Consider the following 15,600-nt stretch of genomic DNA (forward strand, 5'->3'; position numbering starts at 1 on the left):
CCCCCAAACCGATCACAATTCCACTCATTGGCACACGTATCGGCCACACCCTTCGGCGGCGGACCGAATCGCTGCTGGTCCTGCCGTGAATCTACGTCTTGTCACGCATGGTCAGCCATTACTCGGACAGGCTCCTAGCCGATGAATTTTTCATGGTTCCGCAAAAAGCCTGATCCGCTCCTTGAAAGGGCTGAAAATTTAATCAATGCAGCAAACATACTCGGAATTGGCTCCTACACAGATTTGAGCGCCAAGCTCCCGATCGTCAACAACATCGACACGGAACAATGGGATTGGGTCTTCACCATCGCGGGAGTCTTTGTTGCTGTTAATCGCCTTAACTCTAATGCTAACAGGATTGAAGCCTCTACGAAGGAAGAGATTCATGATGTCGTCACGCAAAAGCTAGCTGCTTGGAAGCCTGACGGACTCGGAGGTCTCCAAGATTGTCAGGCATTTTTCAAAAAGACCTATGAACAACTCTCCACACTGGATTCTTATAAGTCTGACCCAAGCCTCCTTATTTCGGACTCCCTTGGAATGTGGATGACATGGAATCTCATAAAACATGCTCCTGAATCTGAAGATGAACGGAAACTAGCCCGCATGACTGGAGCCTTCGCGTTTCACGCATTCGTTAACTGGTGGAAGATAAGTTAGGCGCTGCACTCCTCAGTCCGTTTTATCATCCGAACCTGCTACACTCTGCTACCGGAACAGGCAAGCCCATCCCCTGCCATCAGGAGAATGGGTCTACCGAATCGTGAGCTTTTCGTGGCGTTAGCTCTTCGTGGGTCTGGTCAGATTCGGCTGGCTTGGATCGAGCCTGTAATCTGCGGGTAATGCCTCACAAGACTAAATCGGTCCATAGGCTTCTAAATCTTTTCCAATCCCCTACTCCCTTGGGTGCAGTCTGCTCCATCTTCCCTGCGCGCATTGACCGAGCACAGCCACTAATTTCACATACCAATAGATCCCCTGTGCGCGGGCAGCGAGCAAGAAGACGGCGTCGACCGCTCCCTAATCCTACGCATTTTCCGACATCCCTCTCCTCCCCCAAGGGTGTGCCCCGGTTGGTTTTCCCTGCGCGCATTGAGCGACCGCCGGTTCATCGCGGGGGCTCAGCGAGCAAGAAAACCGACCGGGGCGCACCCACAAGCCTCTTTACTTGCAGCGGTTCCACGAATCGGGTAGGCTTCTTCGCATGGTGCTAGACCGAATCCATATCGATCCGCAGGTCTGTGGGGGCAAGGCAACGATCCGCGGTCTCCGCATGACGGTAGACTTTGTTCTACGGTTGTTGGGAGAGGGCTATACCGCAGCTGAGATCGTGACGGAATATCCTGAATTGGTCCTTGAGGATGTCTATCAGGCAGCGAAATATGGCGCATGGCTGGCTGGAGAACAGACATCCGCGGCCTCATGAGGCTGCTGGCCGATCTCCACATCGCCCCTCGTACCGTTCAATTCCTTCGCTCCCTCGGTCATGATGCCCTTCGCGTGACCGATCTTCTCCCCGCAACCGCCTCCGATGAATCTATTGTCGAACGGGCCGCGCAGGATCAACGAATCATCCTGACCCAGGACCTCGACATGACGGCGATCATCGCCCTGTCGCGACGCCAATATCCGTCACTCGTCACCCTTCGTCTGAGCTCCGCACGAGTCGAGTTCGTCAACTCCATCCTCCAACGGACCCTCCCGGTGCTGGAGCACGATCTGCTGCAGGGCGCACTCGTCACAATCGAAGACTCCCGCGTTCGTCTCCGGCGCCTCCCACTGGCCGTCCAAGACAATTCCATCTGACGCAAAGAATCAGCACGCAACTGATGCGCGGGCAGCGAGCAAGAAGACTGCGCCGACAACTCCCCTCCCAATCATTCTCCGATGCTACCCTCCCCCAAGGGTGTGCCCAGGCTGGCTTTCACTGCGCGCATTGAGCGACCGCCGTTTTATCGTGGGGGCTCAGCGAGCAAGAAAGCCACCTGGGCCACGCAGACGCAATCATCTCCCCCTCCTCTCTCAAGGGTATGCGTCGGCTGCCTTTCCCTGCGCGCATTGACCGAGCACCGCCAATAATTTCACATACAGGTTGCTCCCCGGTGCGCGGGCAGCGAGCAAGAAAGGCAGCCGACGCATACCCGCCCTCCTTGACTCTTTGAAATCCGATCCTCGACAATGCCCGCATGTCAGCACACATCATCCTTGAGCGGTTGGAATTCCGTGGCCGCTGCGGCGTCACAGCAGAAGAACGGGCGAAGCCTCAGCCGCTGGCCGTGGATGTGGAATTGGATGCGCCCCTCGATCCGGCCGGCCACTCAGACAATCTCGTCGACACCATTGACTATGCAAAGATTGCGCAACGCCTCGTGGAGATCGGCACAACGCAGGAGGCCTGCTTACTGGAAACCATGGCGGAGCGATTTCTCGCTATGCTGTTTGCAGACTTTCCCATTACGAAAGCAAATCTCTGGATCCGAAAACTCCATGCTCCCATCAGCCAGGTGACCCGCTCCGTCGGCATCAGGGTCGAACGCACCAGGCTCGCGCAACAACTGAGTTGCCTTGAACCGAAGCCAGCCCCGTTTCTGGTCGAACAGCTGCACCGTCTTCCCAAAGGCCGAGTCCTGGATGTGGCAGCAGGCGGAGGGCGACACTCGCTCTTTCTCGCTGCTCGCGGGTATCACGTCGATGCGATCGACCGCGACGAAGCCACCCTTACCCAGCTTGCTGCATCCGCTGCGGTAAAAGCACTCCCCCCGATCAAGACCAGGACGATCGACTTGGAGCAACCGGCGCCGTTCGACCCTGGATTCGGCCATGAGACGTATGATGTGGTCATCGTCTTTTTCTATCTCCATCGATCGCTCTTTCCGTTTCTCATCGATACGCTCAAACCCGGCGGCGTGTTGATCTATGAGACCTTTACGATCGATAACTATACGCATCACAAACATCCGCGCCGGTGGGAGTTCTGCCTGTCCCACAATGAACTGTTGCGCATGACGTCGACGCTTCAAACCCTGCATTACGACGAAGGGCCGCACGACGGTGTCGAAGGCCCTCGCTCGACCTATACCGCTCAGATGGTGGCCCAGAAGCCGCTGCGATCGGCTCACTCGACATGAGCCGCATCGATCTCCATCTGCACACCACTCATTCAGACGGCAGCCAGACACCCGCTGAAGTCGTCCGGCTTGCCCATGAGGCAGGCGTCTCCGCCCTGGCCATTACCGACCACGACATCACCACCGGCATTCCTGAGGCCATGGCGGCAGGACAGGCACTCGGCATTGAGATCATCCCCGGAATTGAAATCAGCTCGCGCCACGGTGCATCGGAACTGCATGTGCTGGGCTATTTCCTCAGATGGGAAGATGCCCAACTCAACGAGCGCCTGCTGACCCTTCGAGAGAGCCGTCACCGCCGCAATCCCAAGATCATCGAACTGCTGCAAGCCACGGGTATCGACATCACCTACGATGAAGTGCGGGCCGTCGCCGGGAGTGATTCGGTGGGCCGTCCGCATATCGCCCGCGTCCTCATGGACAAGAAGGTCGTGACGACCGCCAAAGAAGCGTTTGACCGGTTCCTGGCTGAAGGTAAGGCCGCCTATGTGCCGCGCGATCTCCCCGCCCCTGCCGATGCGATCCGCTGGATCAAGGATGCAGGCGGGCTGGCGGTCCTCGCACACCCCACCTGGGTCAAGACGACCGAAGGTACGCTGACCGACTTAGCCCGTCAGCTGAAAGAGCATGGGCTGGACGGAGTCGAAGTCCACTACAGCACTCACACACCTCGACAGACCCGCACGTATTTGAGTCTCGCCAAACAACTGGGCTTGTTGGTCACAGGCGGCAGCGACTTTCACGGGATGACCAAACCCGATATCGAGGTCGGAACCGGGAAGGGCTCGCTGCATGTTCCGGATCATCTGCTCCCGAAACTCAAGGACGCCGTCGCCCAGCTCTAACAGGGTGCTGAAAAAGTCCGCCAGCGGCGTTCTCGCTTCACGAAGAAGCTCAACGTACCAACCTGGTACGCCTCGCCTCTTCGCTCACTGCGGCCTTGCTGGACGGCCCTTTTGAGCATCCTGTGGTTGTTGAAGCCGCGATACCGAAGAAGCATCATTGCCACGTTTACTTATTCACCGAGTTTCTCTGCAACCTGCTAACCCGCTCTTCCTGTGCGATTCCCGCTATTCGTTGACTCTCCCGGCCTATCCGCTAGACTTTGGGCAGCTTCTCACTGAACCTATCCATGACACACGCATCTGGCTGGCTCATTCAGTTCGCGATCGTCTCATTCGTGGCCCTGTTTGCAGGACCGCTCCTGAGCAAGCTGCCGTTTGCCGAACACTTTCCGCTGACCCTCCTCGGTTTGACGGGTCCGCAAACAATTCGTCTCATCGCTGAGGGCACCGGCCTCCTCACACTCTGGCTCCTGGCCTTTCATGCCTTCCGCAATATGCCGGACAACGGGCGAGGATTCACCTTTGTCAGTCGCATCGTCCTTCCTCTGACCACGATCGTGGTCCTCATTGTCGGGGACAAGACCATGCAAGTGGTCGGACAATCGCTGATTGAAGACTTCGGCATCCAGCGATACAGCCTCGGCTATGCCGCCACTCTGGTCGTTGCCGGACTCTGGCTGACTGTGGCGTGGCTACTCAACATCGACGCCCTCCATCACTACTTCACCGCCCCTGCGCCGACACGCAGTCGGAAGAAGACGCCTCAGACCGTCGACGAGAGTCATGACGTGCAGGAACGCTCCGGTCCTTCCGAATCTTCTGACTCAGTATCCGCAGATTCGCCCAACAATGGATCTCCCCCCGCAATGCTTGGACGGTACAAAGTCCTGAAGGAACTCGGACGCGGAGCCATGGGGGTCGTGTATCTGGGCAAAGATCCCACGATTCAACGATTCGTGGCCATCAAGACCATGCGGTTGGACGAGATCGACGATGCGGAGAAGCTCCAGGAAGTGAAGACCCGGTTTTTCCGTGAAGCGGAATCGACCGGCCGGCTCACACACCCCAATATCGTCACGATTTACGATGCGGGCGAAGAACAGGATCTCGGCTACATCGCCATGGAGGTCTTGGAGGGCACGACGCTCAAACACTGGTCGCGCAAACCCAACCTGCTGCCCCTCGACAAACTGATTCCGATCATTGCCACCGTCGCCGACGCCCTGGACTACGCCCACCAGCAAGGCGTCGTGCACCGCGACATCAAGCCGGCCAATATCATGATCACCAAAGGCGCGACGGTGAAAGTCATGGATTTTGGCATCGCAAAGATGGCCTCGTCGTCGAAGACGCAAACCAACATTGTGCTCGGCACCCCTACCTACATGTCGCCGGAACAAATTGCCGGGAAAAAAGTCGACGGGCGATCCGACATCTTCTCGCTGGGAGTCGTCCTCTATGAAATGCTGAGCGGCCGTCCCCCATTCACTGCGGATAACTTATCCGCCTTGCTCTTTGCGATTGCCCATAATCCCCACCCCTCTATCAAGGTCATCCGTCCGGACATTCCTCCGGCTCTCCAACACGTGCTCAACCAAGCACTCGAAAAGGATCCGGCTATGCGATTCCGACGGGCGGCCGAGTTTGCCCAGGAACTGCGCGCTTGCCTGCAAGGCCAGACCGTCTAACTTGAGGAGCCCATGCCGCTGGCCGTCACCCATAGCGCCCTCTCCGATATCGGTCGCAGACGATCGCATAATGAAGATCGTTACTGCACCGACACCACCTTAGGGCTCTTCATCGTCTGCGACGGCATGGGCGGCAGCAAGGCCGGCGAGATTGCCAGCGGCCTCGCGGTCGAAACTATCCATCGCCATATCAATGAAGCGTCACAGAACCCTGCGTTCCCGTTGATCGGCCAATCCGACCCCACCATGTCGCTCTCGGGGAATCGCCTCCTCAGCGCGACTCGCGATGCCAATCGCGTCATTCATCGTGAGGGGCGCAGAAATCCGGACTGGGCCGGGATGGGAACGACCGTCGTCGCGGTGCTGCTTGCAGACCGGCTGATGTCGTTCGCCCATGTCGGTGACAGTCGCCTCTACCTGGTCCGCGCCCACGCCATCCAACCCCTGACAGCCGATCACTCATGGGTGGCCGAACAGGTGCGCTCCGGCCTGATGACTGAAGCCGAAGCCGAGCGATCGCCACAGCGCAACATCGTCACCCGCGCCGTGGGAGTGGCACCGGATGTCGACATTACCATCGGCGAGGCGGAGCTGCAGGTAGGTGACCGTCTCTTGCTCTGTTCGGATGGGCTGACAAAATACGTCGGGACAACGAGGCTCCTCAATGTCCTCACGCAAACCGATGACCTGAACGACGCAGCCCGGCAACTGGTCGCCCTCGCCAATGATGCCGGCGGAGACGATAATACGACGGTCATCACCGTGGCGGTCCATGAGGCCATGGAGCAGCCGATGTGGAATCGGCTCCGTCAACGACTGGCCATGTAGCGACACCTCACCAGCCGAGATGTCGCGTGACCCCGGTTCGAGTAGTCTGGGATCTGGAATAGATATCGTCGAGTGATCGAGACTGGCTAGTTCCTGAGGGTGAGTGCGCCTTTAGGTAACGTTGCGTAACATCCGTCCGACACGTCCTGAGCGTGATCCTGCAAGCACTGCAACATCTGCCCCTCTCCTGACGGCACCTCGCGACAGAAGCGTTTGACATCATCCGCACAGGCCACCGCATGGCCGGACCGTTCCTTCCACCGCACGAGCTGCTGGCGAATCATCGACTGACAAGGGGACGGAAGCTGCTTGGCCCGCTGCTCCATGCAACGTCGGCGATCCTCGCCTTGCAGGCTATCGGGACAGGCCTGCTGCAGTTCGGCCTCACATTTCATCTCCGCGATTTGCCTTGCGCGGGGATCTAATGCAACGACTGCCCCCCCCAGGCCCTGCTCGGGTTGAGGTATCTCCGCCCCATTGACGACGACTCGATGCGAGCCCGGTGCATCCGGCGCCGGCACCCCTGGAATGCTCAGGTCCAGCGCGGGCGTCGGAGGAGTGGCGTTCATCGATCGAGACGAAACGCCGGATGCATGGAGCTGATCTTTGGTGGGCATATTGGCCCAGACCAGTCCCCACACCAATCCCAACCCGACAATGGTCACAAGGATGGCCGTCAGACGGCTTGATGATGATGGCTTCGGCATGATGTAGGCCTAGGATAGGACAACATCTGAAGAAAAGCACCGAAAGGCGAGATTCTGAACAGTGCGCAAGAGAGAACTCTCTGGGAGAGACTAGTTCTCCGACGTCTCGACGATATGATTTTCGAACCTCGTACAGCCCTCTGCCAGCAATCGATTGGTCAGCATTTCGCCGGGCCATTCGATCGGCAAGTCGGCAGTGAACACCCAGACATCCGGAGACGTCCAGACCGGTCCATGCTCCTCCGGCAGTTCCGGATCGAACAGATCGGTCCACACGGGCATATAGACGCCGTTGCCGCATTGCGTATGCAGGTGTACGACCGTCCGCGACCGGACCAAGGGATCGAGATCCCGCCACACTGCCGCCGTTTCATCGGCCAGATGATGGATACGCACCGCATTCTGCGCATCGAACATCGCATAGGCCGCATAGACCGGGACCTCGATGGTATCCGGCGCCAGCGCCAATTCAGGGCACTGCTCGACCAGACCTTCAAGAATCGCCCGCCGATGCCGATCCTCCCAGGAATCAGGCAGCCCGGGATCGGACGCGCCGATAATTTCAAACAGCAAGAACGCGGTATTTTCCACCGGCGGGTACAGTCGTGCGGCGATCGCTTGCGTCCGCTCCGAGTCTGCCACCGAGGTCAAATGGTCGTGCAGCATCTGGAGATTGAGCGGCTCCAGCGTCGCGTCGGTCAGCAGTCTCGATTCCACCCGCACCACCGTGCCGGCCGACAAGCACAGATGCCGGTGGAGCAACTCCGCGGTGGCTATAGGATCAATTTTGAGCTTGAGCGGGGCCGTGAGGTTGGCTTGCAGGGGAAGCTCCAAGGCCGCCATCGTGGCGTAGACCGGTTTTTCTTCCGTCGATTCATCCAGCGCCAACGTACAACTGGCTTCCGCCAGCAGATCGAACAACCATTCGGCCATTTCTTCATCGAGCGCAGCCAGAACGGTCAGCAGGTCGGACTCGCGCCCCTGCTCTAGAAAGGCTTGCAACGTATCGATCGCCGCGTCGGTGTCGCCGTGATCATGGCGACGCGCATTGATCAAGTGGATGAGGTCGCGGGTGAGCGGATCGGGACGAGACCAAGCCAACATCAGACGCTCCTCAAATTGCCGGAAAAGGACTCTTGCTCACCGACATGGCACGATCTCCATGTTGCCAAAGAATCTACGCAGGAGCAAGGGCGAAGACAGTTCCTGCGACCGGACTTCCGGCACCAACGGCGGGATACAGCACTCATCATTCACCAATCACTTTCACCAGCACACGCTTTCTTCGCCGCCCGTCAAATTCACCGTAGAAGATCTGTTCCCAGGGGCCGAAATCAAGCCGCCCATCCGTCACCGCCACCACGACTTCACGCCCCATTAGCTGGCGCTTCACATGGGCATCGCCGTTGTCTTCGCCGGTCTCGTTATGCCGGTACACCGCGTCGTGCGGCGCCAGTCGTTCGAGCACGTCGTCGTAGTCTCGGAGCAGTCCCGGTTCGTCGTCGTTAATATAGACGCTGGCGGTGATGTGCATCGCGTTGACCAGCACCAGCCCTTCCTTCACTCCGCTCGCGTTGAGAACGGCTTCGACCTGAGGCGTGATGTTGAGATAGGCGCGGCGCGTCTTGGTCTCGAACCAGAGTTCCTCTCGATACGACTTCATCGGCCCAACCTATTCGTGCGTGTCTCGACGGGCATTCTGCCGAACGGTCCGCCCGAGATTCAAGTGGCAGGCGAGAATCAGCGACTCGATTCGCCCCGCACCCGAAACGGACTATAATGAAGATCATGACCGAGAGGCCACCACGCGCATTACCGCAGCCACTCTCCGCCAACGCCACCACCGTCTTGGCACAGCGGTACCTCGCAAGAAACCTGACGGGCACCGTGGCCGAAACACCGGCGCAGCTCTTTTGGCGCGTCGCGCACGATATCGCCCAAGCCGAACGCACCTACCCGCCTCCGACCAGACAGCCGCATCTCGCGCGGCGGTTCTTTGACCTGATGGCTCGCCTCGACTTCCTGCCGAATTCGCCGACCCTGATGAACGCGGGGCGTCCGCTGCAGCAACTGTCGGCCTGCTTCGTCCTTCCGGTTGAGGATACGCTCGCGTCGATTTTCGATGCCGTGAAGTATCAGGCCTTGATTCACCAATCGGGAGGGGGCACGGGGTTTTCCTTCAGCCGGCTTCGCCCGCGGGCTGACCGCGTCGCCACAACCAACGGAGTCGCCTCCGGTCCGGTCTCGTTCATGCAGGTTTTCAACCTCTCGACCGACGTCATTAAACAGGGCGGCACCCGGCGCGGTGCAAATATGGGCATTCTACGGGTCGATCACCCGGATATTCTTGAATTCATCGCCCTCAAGCAGAACCAGTCTGAGATGACCAATTTCAACCTGTCTGTCGGCATCACCGATCGATTCATGCAAGCCCTGACACGTCAGCAGGCGATTCCGCTCATCAATCCTCACACAGGCCAAACCATTCGCCGCGTGGCGGCGCAAGCCATTTTCGATCAACTGGTCCAGGCAGCCTGGCAATCCGGAGAGCCCGGCATCGTATTCTTGGATACGATCAATCGAGCGAATCCCACCCCTCACCTGGGTGCAATCGAAGCCACCAATCCCTGCGGAGAGCAGCCCCTCCTTCCTTACGAGTCCTGCACGCTCGGCTCCATCAACGTCGCCAACTTTGTGGTGACCCGCTCAGGAAAACCGGCGATCGACTACGATCGATTGCATCGCACCATTCCAACTACGGTGCGATTTCTTGACAACGTGCTCGATCGCTCCCATTTCCCCTTGCAGGCCATCAAGGACCAAACCGCGCTCACCAGAAAGATCGGCCTCGGCATCATGGGCTTTGCCGATCTGCTGATCCATCTCGGCATTCCGTATAACTCGGACGAAGCCTTGACGGTCGCAGAAGAACTGATGAGTGTCATCCAAACCCAGGCTCACGAAGCGTCGACTCAGCTGGCACGCGAGCGCGGGGTGTTCCCCGCCTATCGCGGCAGCCGCCTGCAAACACACCGACAACGTTGGCGCAATGCCACGGTCACAACCATCGCTCCCACCGGCACGATCAGCATCATTGCGGACTGCTCTGCCGGAATCGAGCCGCTCTATGGCATCCACCTCGTACGCACGGTGATGGACGGCATGGCACTCGCCAGCCTTCATCCTGCATTCGTACGACACGCCGAAACGCACGGCCTGGCGCTCCCGTCGCTCCAACGTGAGTTGGAACAGAGCGCCTCAATCCAACACCTCACCCAGCTGCCGGCGTCCCTGCGACAGCTCTTCATCACCGCCCACGACGTGTCGCCGTCGCATCACGTACGAATGCAAGCAGCCTTCCAACGCCATAGTGACAGCGGCGTCTCGAAAACGATCAACCTGCCCCCCTCGGCGACGCCTCAAGACGTCGCCGGGGCTTTCCAGCTCGCCCATCGCCTCGGCTGCAAAGGGCTCACCGTATTTCGTTCCGGGAGTCGACGCGATCAGGTCCTGTCCTGCTCACAGCAACAATCCTGCTGACGTCGCGACTCGATCCAGAAGCTCCGTCGCCTGGTAGAATTTCCCCACAAAATTGACTCCATCGGACCTTGGTGATAAGTACTTTCACAGAATATGATCGTTTGCCGATGATCGCTACAGGGAGGTGCCCGATGTTCGCAGTCGCTGGGGGTCCGTCGTTCGCAGGCAGTGCGCTCTCCAATCTGTTTTTTGCCCGCCAACCGGAGCCGGATTTGGAATTCACTGAAGAAGAATTGGAACAAACCACGAACACCCGTTCGTCCTCTCCCATGAAATCACCGAAGAAATCAGGTGGACGTCCCGTTCTCTGGGTTCTGCTCGTAGCCCTCATCGGTGGTGGCGCCTATGTGGCGATGGAACCGGAAATGGTGATGGACTGGGTCAATCAACTACTGGGCGAGACCCCGGCACCGCAGCCGCCGCAGATGGCGACGAGGCCGGCGCCGATCGCACAACCAGCGCCGGCATCGCCTGATGCGCCAGCGCCGATTCCGGCTGCTCCACAGGCCAACACGCCGATGACTGCGACTCCGCCGCCGGCATCGCCAATGACCTCGGCCCCTGCACCCGTCGGAGCACCGGTCGCACCCAGTGCAACACCGGCTCCGCCTGTGATGCCGACGAGCCCGGCAATGGCGACTCCCCCCGCACCCGCGTCACTGTCTCCGATGTTCGGAGAAGGTCAACGCGTCACGGTGGCGGTCGACCCTGCCCTCGCCGGCGGGATGATCGCGTTATCCCAAGATCCTGCCGGGACGAAGCCGGGCCCGGCCGTTCGTCCCGGGACCGGACTCACCATTCTTGACGGTGATCTCCAACAGAACGGATGGGTCTATTCCGTCCGTAGCGACGATGGCGTCAAGGGATGGATCGCGGAGAAGCGCCTCCGCTTGAAACCGTAATCTTCTGACTCGCATACTTCGGGTTCATCATCGGGTTCATCAGAGGGCGGCGATACAATCCTGTATCGCCGCCCTCTGTGCTATAATGCGCCCCGCTGTTTCTCCGACACATTCAACCGGGATTCAAACTCGACATGCAGACGCTGCGCGCCATCCTGTTCGATTTCGACGGTGTCATCGCGAATACAGAGCCGCTTCACTTTGCCGGACTCCGCCGCACGCTGGCCGACATCGACATTACCCTCACCGAATCGGATTACTACGCCAACTATTTGGGCTTCGACGATCGCGGCTGCTTCCTTGCGGCCCTGCAGGCCAATGAACGACCGATCACCCCCGCGATCCTCCACGACCTGATGACGAAAAAAGCTATCGCCTATCTCGCTTCGGTTCGTGATCATCTCGTCATTTTCCCCGGTGTGCGGGAGTTCGTCGAACAGGCCGCCGCCCGGTATCCCTTGGCGATCGCCTCCGGCGCCCTCCGTCCGGAAATCGAACTCATTCTCGAACAAGCCGGCCTCAGGAAGGCGTTCCTCCATATCACCAGCGCGGAAGATGTCAGCCACGGCAAGCCGGACCCCCAACCCTTTCAATATGCATTGGCCGGCTTGACTCACGTACGCCCGAATCTCGGATTGGATGCGGCGTCGTGCCTGGTCATCGAAGATTCGCTGCCCGGCATTCGATCGGCCAAATCCGCCGGGATGAAAGTGCTCGCTGTCGCCAATACCCACACCACGCAAGATCTGCATGAAGCCCATGCCATCACCCACAGCCTGGCCGAGACCAGCCTGGACGACCTGCAAACCCGCCTATGGCCAATCGCACAATGAGGATCAGACCGTAATGCGTATCTGCTCGTTGGTCCCCGGCGCCACAGAAGTCGTTGCTGCGCTCGATCTCACGGACCAGTTGGTGGCCGTGAGCCACGAGTGCGACTATCCGGAATCCATCCGCCACGTCCCGTCAGTCGTTGAGTCGGTGATCGATCAGCACAGCCTCTCCAGTGACGCCATTGATCGAGCCGTCAAACAACTTGTGAGTGCCGGTCAACGACTCTATCGTCTCAACGAGCAACGTCTTCGTGAGACTCGACCGGACGTGATCTTGACTCAGGATCTGTGTCATGTGTGTGCCGTCACACCCGATCAATTGACACAGGCCATAACCTCACTCCCCTCCGAGCCACGGCTCGTGACGCTGAATCCGACGTCAATGGAAGATATGCTGCTCGACGTTGTCCGCATCGCACAGGCGGTAGGAGCGGCTGACCGCGGGCAGGCACTGCTCCAATCTCTACGTGCGAGACTTGATCACGTGTCCACCACCAAACGGGCCATCCGCCCTCGCGTGGTCTGCCTGGAATGGCTCGACCCGCTCTATATCGCCGGCCACTGGGTGCCTGAAATGGTGGCGCTCGCAGGAGGAGCGGATATTTTGGGTCGCAAAGATCAGCCGTCCCGTGAAACCACGTGGAAGGAAGTCACGGACGCCAACCCGGACATCCTGCTCATCATGCCCTGCGGATACTCCGTTCAACGAACCGTGGATGAACTCGGCCGTCTTGAGAGCAGTCGGACGCCATGGTCCGCGCAGCTTGCCCGCTGGCCCGAAACCTATGTCCTCGATGCCAATGCCTATTTCAGCCGTCCCGGGCCGCGGCTCGTTGACGGCGTCGAGCTGCTCGCCTCGCTCTTTCACCCGATGCCATCCCATGATCTGAACCCGTTACAGGCCGTCCGCCTGACGACATCTTTGCTCACCGTGGAGTCCCGCGTATGACCGTCGATGAAGCCCAGGCCTATTGCACCGCCCTCACCAAAGCAAGCGGCAGCAATTTCTACTACTCATTTCTCTTTCTCCCCAAAGCACGCCGCAGCGCGATGTATACGGTCTATGCGTTCTGCAAAGCGGTCGATAGTGCGGTGGATGAACCGCCCGCCGGCAGTCAGCCGCAGGAAGAACTCGTCAAGTGGCGCGCGGAGCTGGACGCCGCCTATCACGGCACACCGACATGGCCGATCACCATCAGTTTGGCGCATCACGTGAAAGCACTCTCGATCCCCAAGGTCTATTTTGAGGAATTGATCAAGGGCGTGGAGATGGATTTGCACAACAACCGCTACGTCACCTTCAACGAGCTGTCGTCCTATTGCTACCGCGTCGCGTCCGTCGTGGGCCTCATCTGCCTGCACATCTTCGGTGCGACCTCGGCCCGGGCACAGGACTACGCCGTGGATCTCGGCATGGCCTTCCAGCTGACCAACATTCTGCGGGACGTGGGCACCGACGCGGCGCACAACCGCATCTACCTCCCGCTTGAAGACCTGAAAGCCTGCAAATATTCGGAAAAAGCGCTGCGGCAGCAAACCTACTCACCGGAGTTCCAGAAGTTGATGCAGCATGAAGCCGCCCGGGCCAGGCAGTACTATGACAAAGCCCGGGCGGCCCTGATGGCTCTCCCTCCCCACGAGCGCCGCGCCCTGACGGTGGCGGAGATCATGCGCGGGATCTACTCCAGAATTCTAAAGAAGATCGAAGACTCCGAGTACCAGGTATTCGGCCCGCGCATCCGTCTGACCACCAGTCATCGCCTGGCGATTGCCGCAGGAATCTGGCTTCGCTCCCGATTCTCGTGACCACTCCATCCGCAGAATCTGTTGTCATCCTCGGTACCTCGCTCGCAAGCCTGGTCGCGGCCTGCGAACTGGCCCGTCTGGGCTATCACCTGACGCTCATCGAACACCCCAGTTGGGCCGACGATCTCTCGGCGTCTGAGCATATGCTTGGCTGCCATCGAGAACTACAAACCTTGCTCAGGGCTCTCCCAGAATCGGAGCCCCCGGCACGAACCCCGGCCACCCCGCTTGAATTTTTCTTGCCTGACGGACGCATCGCCTCCTACAGGCCGACGACACTTCCCGGATCACTCCATTGGATCGCCGGACTCGTTCGGTTTCGCGGCCTGTCCTGGAGCGATCGCTGGCAGCTCCTCTCCTACCTCGAACGAATCTGGGAACAGGAGCTCGCTGCCCCGACCACCCTGGACCAGCGCACCGCCGACGCCTGGCTGGCATCGATCGGACAGAGCCCATCCGCACGTGACCACATCTGGTCGCCTCTCATTCGATTCCTCACGGGCAACGCACTGACCGATCTCTCGGCCGCCTCCTGTGCACGAGCCTTGACGCCCCCCTTTCTCACCGACGCGCGCGCATCCTCCTGCACCAAACTCAGCAGCGCGCAACGCCAAGGCCTGCATCGCCAATTAAAAACCGTCTTATCAACACTGGGCATACAAGTCCTGGCGCAAACGGACCTCCCCCACATTCAATTTGGACAGCATCGTATCGAGCATGTCCGCCTGGGCGATGGGCACAGCCTCCTAGCGACCTGGTACCTGTCCGGCATACCGCATCACGCGCTCCTGAAGCTGCTCCCGGATCGGCTGCTCACCCGGTATGGCTATTTCTCGCAACTGAGCGACTTGACGGACCTCTCCGCCATCTCCGTCCATCTGACAGGGTCAGCCCCGGCGGCCGGACCGCGCCTCGTGCTCTTGCCCGGACAGGGATTCCAATCTGTGTCAGTCTCCACGGGGGATCCCTCAACTGCCCTCTATGAATTGTCGGTGGTCGGCGATGTCCCGTTTATTGAACGGACAGAGGCCGATCTCATCGGCCTGGCCAAACAAGAACTCCAGCGCCTATTTCCTGCCCTCCAGGCAGTTCCGCTGCACTCGACCGCGCTCCATCGACACCCACGGGCTGCGCTGTCGCTCACATCCGGATCACCGATCCTCCGTCCGATCCAGCAAAGCCCCGTGCAGAACCTGCTGGTCGCCGGCTCCTGGACCGATACCGGCTGGCCCACCTCGAGCGAGAGCGCCATCGTCAGCGCACGTCGATGCGTCGCCGCCATCACCGGCTCCCGTCTTGACCCCATCTCCTTCACCTGATACG

At 59.5% G+C, this 15,600-nt stretch carries 16 protein-coding genes; 13 read left to right on the forward strand and 3 right to left on the reverse strand.

Translation table 11 applies throughout. The features are described 5' to 3' along the window. Positions 1-141 precede the first annotated feature (141 nt). The 7 genes from Q8N04_15705 to Q8N04_15735 all read left to right on the forward strand — a co-directional run bounded on the left by Q8N04_15705 (position 142) and on the right by Q8N04_15735 (position 6,489). A complete protein-coding gene (locus Q8N04_15705) occupies positions 142-660 on the forward strand; it encodes a hypothetical protein (protein ID MDP3092119.1) in 519 nt (172 codons plus the stop codon). Between the two features lie 544 nt (positions 661-1,204). After that, on the forward strand, positions 1,205-1,426 hold the full coding sequence (locus Q8N04_15710; protein MDP3092120.1) for a DUF433 domain-containing protein: 222 nt from the start codon (positions 1,205-1,207) through the stop codon (positions 1,424-1,426). Further along, on the forward strand, positions 1,390-1,806 hold the full coding sequence (locus tag Q8N04_15715) for a DUF5615 family PIN-like protein (GenBank protein ID MDP3092121.1): 417 nt from the start codon (positions 1,390-1,392) through the stop codon (positions 1,804-1,806). Before Q8N04_15710 ends, Q8N04_15715 begins: the two co-directional genes overlap by 37 nt. 380 nt (positions 1,807-2,186) lie before the next feature. Beyond that, the gene (gene folB / locus Q8N04_15720) at positions 2,187-3,128 is read left to right on the forward strand and encodes a dihydroneopterin aldolase (GenBank protein ID MDP3092122.1); all 942 of its coding nucleotides are present in this window, start codon (positions 2,187-2,189) and stop codon (positions 3,126-3,128) included. Continuing rightward, a complete protein-coding gene (locus Q8N04_15725) occupies positions 3,125-3,973 on the forward strand; it encodes a PHP domain-containing protein (protein MDP3092123.1) in 849 nt (282 codons plus the stop codon). The genes folB and Q8N04_15725 overlap by 4 nt, the downstream gene beginning before the upstream one ends. Positions 3,974-4,260: 287 nt before the next feature. Next, positions 4,261-5,661: a serine/threonine-protein kinase gene (locus Q8N04_15730; GenBank protein ID MDP3092124.1), complete on the forward strand. Its 1,401-nt coding sequence runs from the start codon at positions 4,261-4,263 to the stop codon at positions 5,659-5,661. A 12-nt stretch (positions 5,662-5,673) separates the two neighbouring features. Further along, positions 5,674-6,489, forward strand: coding sequence for a Stp1/IreP family PP2C-type Ser/Thr phosphatase (locus Q8N04_15735; GenBank protein ID MDP3092125.1), 816 nt, complete (start codon positions 5,674-5,676; stop codon positions 6,487-6,489). Positions 6,490-6,575: 86 nt separating this feature from the next. Here Q8N04_15735 and Q8N04_15740 read toward each other — a convergent pair whose 3' ends face one another. The 3 genes from Q8N04_15740 to Q8N04_15750 all read right to left on the reverse strand — a co-directional run bounded on the left by Q8N04_15740 (position 6,576) and on the right by Q8N04_15750 (position 8,859). Further along, positions 6,576-7,196 carry a cysteine rich repeat-containing protein gene (locus tag Q8N04_15740; GenBank protein ID MDP3092126.1) on the reverse strand — a complete coding sequence of 207 codons (621 nt, stop codon included), beginning with the start codon at positions 7,194-7,196 and terminating at the stop codon, positions 6,576-6,578. A gap of 90 nt (positions 7,197-7,286) precedes the next feature. Then, the gene (locus tag Q8N04_15745) at positions 7,287-8,300 is read right to left on the reverse strand and encodes a hypothetical protein (GenBank protein ID MDP3092127.1); all 1,014 of its coding nucleotides are present in this window, start codon (positions 8,298-8,300) and stop codon (positions 7,287-7,289) included. 145 nt (positions 8,301-8,445) lie between these two features. Continuing rightward, complete coding sequence (locus tag Q8N04_15750) at positions 8,446-8,859, reverse strand: secondary thiamine-phosphate synthase enzyme YjbQ (GenBank protein MDP3092128.1); 414 nt, start codon at positions 8,857-8,859, stop codon at positions 8,446-8,448. A 116-nt stretch (positions 8,860-8,975) separates the two neighbouring features. Between Q8N04_15750 and Q8N04_15755 the strand changes: the two genes are divergently transcribed. From Q8N04_15755 to Q8N04_15780, 6 genes are all read left to right on the forward strand, one after another. Next, positions 8,976-10,736 (forward strand): adenosylcobalamin-dependent ribonucleoside-diphosphate reductase, encoded by a 1,761-nt coding sequence (locus Q8N04_15755; GenBank protein ID MDP3092129.1) that lies wholly within the window; start codon positions 8,976-8,978, stop codon positions 10,734-10,736. A gap of 131 nt (positions 10,737-10,867) precedes the next feature. After that, the gene (locus Q8N04_15760; GenBank protein MDP3092130.1) at positions 10,868-11,638 is read left to right on the forward strand and encodes a hypothetical protein; all 771 of its coding nucleotides are present in this window, start codon (positions 10,868-10,870) and stop codon (positions 11,636-11,638) included. 134 nt (positions 11,639-11,772) lie between these two features. After that, positions 11,773-12,471, forward strand: a complete 699-nt coding sequence (locus Q8N04_15765; protein ID MDP3092131.1) for an HAD family phosphatase — start codon at positions 11,773-11,775, stop codon at positions 12,469-12,471. Positions 12,472-12,484: 13 nt separating this feature from the next. Then, entirely contained in the window at positions 12,485-13,420 is a 936-nt protein-coding gene (locus Q8N04_15770) for a cobalamin-binding protein (GenBank protein ID MDP3092132.1), read from the forward strand. Further along, positions 13,417-14,277: a presqualene diphosphate synthase HpnD gene (hpnD, locus tag Q8N04_15775; GenBank protein ID MDP3092133.1), complete on the forward strand. Its 861-nt coding sequence runs from the start codon at positions 13,417-13,419 to the stop codon at positions 14,275-14,277. Before Q8N04_15770 ends, hpnD begins: the two co-directional genes overlap by 4 nt. After that, entirely contained in the window at positions 14,274-15,596 is a 1,323-nt protein-coding gene (locus tag Q8N04_15780) for an FAD-dependent oxidoreductase (protein ID MDP3092134.1), read from the forward strand. Before hpnD ends, Q8N04_15780 begins: the two co-directional genes overlap by 4 nt. The last annotated feature ends 4 nt before the right edge of the window (positions 15,597-15,600 follow it).

This window comes from Nitrospira sp., assembly GCA_030692565.1.
GTDB lineage: Bacteria > Nitrospirota > Nitrospiria > Nitrospirales > Nitrospiraceae > Nitrospira_D.

Excerpts from the sequence above, each read along its gene's own strand:
- Q8N04_15705 (MDP3092119.1), top strand. The coding sequence starts at position 142 with ATGAATTTTTCATGGTTCCGCAAAAAGCCTGATCCGCTCCTTGAAAGG.
- Q8N04_15710 (MDP3092120.1), top strand. The coding sequence starts at position 1,205 with ATGGTGCTAGACCGAATCCATATCGATCCGCAGGTCTGTGGGGGCAAG.
- Q8N04_15715 (MDP3092121.1), top strand. The coding sequence starts at position 1,390 with ATGGCTGGCTGGAGAACAGACATCCGCGGCCTCATGAGGCTGCTGGCC.
- folB (MDP3092122.1), top strand. The coding sequence starts at position 2,187 with ATGTCAGCACACATCATCCTTGAGCGGTTGGAATTCCGTGGCCGCTGC.
- Q8N04_15725 (MDP3092123.1), top strand. The coding sequence starts at position 3,125 with ATGAGCCGCATCGATCTCCATCTGCACACCACTCATTCAGACGGCAGC.
- Q8N04_15730 (MDP3092124.1), top strand. The coding sequence starts at position 4,261 with ATGACACACGCATCTGGCTGGCTCATTCAGTTCGCGATCGTCTCATTC.
- Q8N04_15735 (MDP3092125.1), top strand. The coding sequence starts at position 5,674 with ATGCCGCTGGCCGTCACCCATAGCGCCCTCTCCGATATCGGTCGCAGA.
- Q8N04_15740 (MDP3092126.1), bottom strand. The coding sequence starts at position 7,196 with ATGCCGAAGCCATCATCATCAAGCCGTCTGACGGCCATCCTTGTGACC.
- Q8N04_15745 (MDP3092127.1), bottom strand. The coding sequence starts at position 8,300 with ATGTTGGCTTGGTCTCGTCCCGATCCGCTCACCCGCGACCTCATCCAC.
- Q8N04_15750 (MDP3092128.1), bottom strand. The coding sequence starts at position 8,859 with ATGAAGTCGTATCGAGAGGAACTCTGGTTCGAGACCAAGACGCGCCGC.
- Q8N04_15755 (MDP3092129.1), top strand. The coding sequence starts at position 8,976 with ATGAAGATCATGACCGAGAGGCCACCACGCGCATTACCGCAGCCACTC.
- Q8N04_15760 (MDP3092130.1), top strand. The coding sequence starts at position 10,868 with ATGTTCGCAGTCGCTGGGGGTCCGTCGTTCGCAGGCAGTGCGCTCTCC.
- Q8N04_15765 (MDP3092131.1), top strand. The coding sequence starts at position 11,773 with ATGCAGACGCTGCGCGCCATCCTGTTCGATTTCGACGGTGTCATCGCG.
- Q8N04_15770 (MDP3092132.1), top strand. The coding sequence starts at position 12,485 with ATGCGTATCTGCTCGTTGGTCCCCGGCGCCACAGAAGTCGTTGCTGCG.
- hpnD (MDP3092133.1), top strand. The coding sequence starts at position 13,417 with ATGACCGTCGATGAAGCCCAGGCCTATTGCACCGCCCTCACCAAAGCA.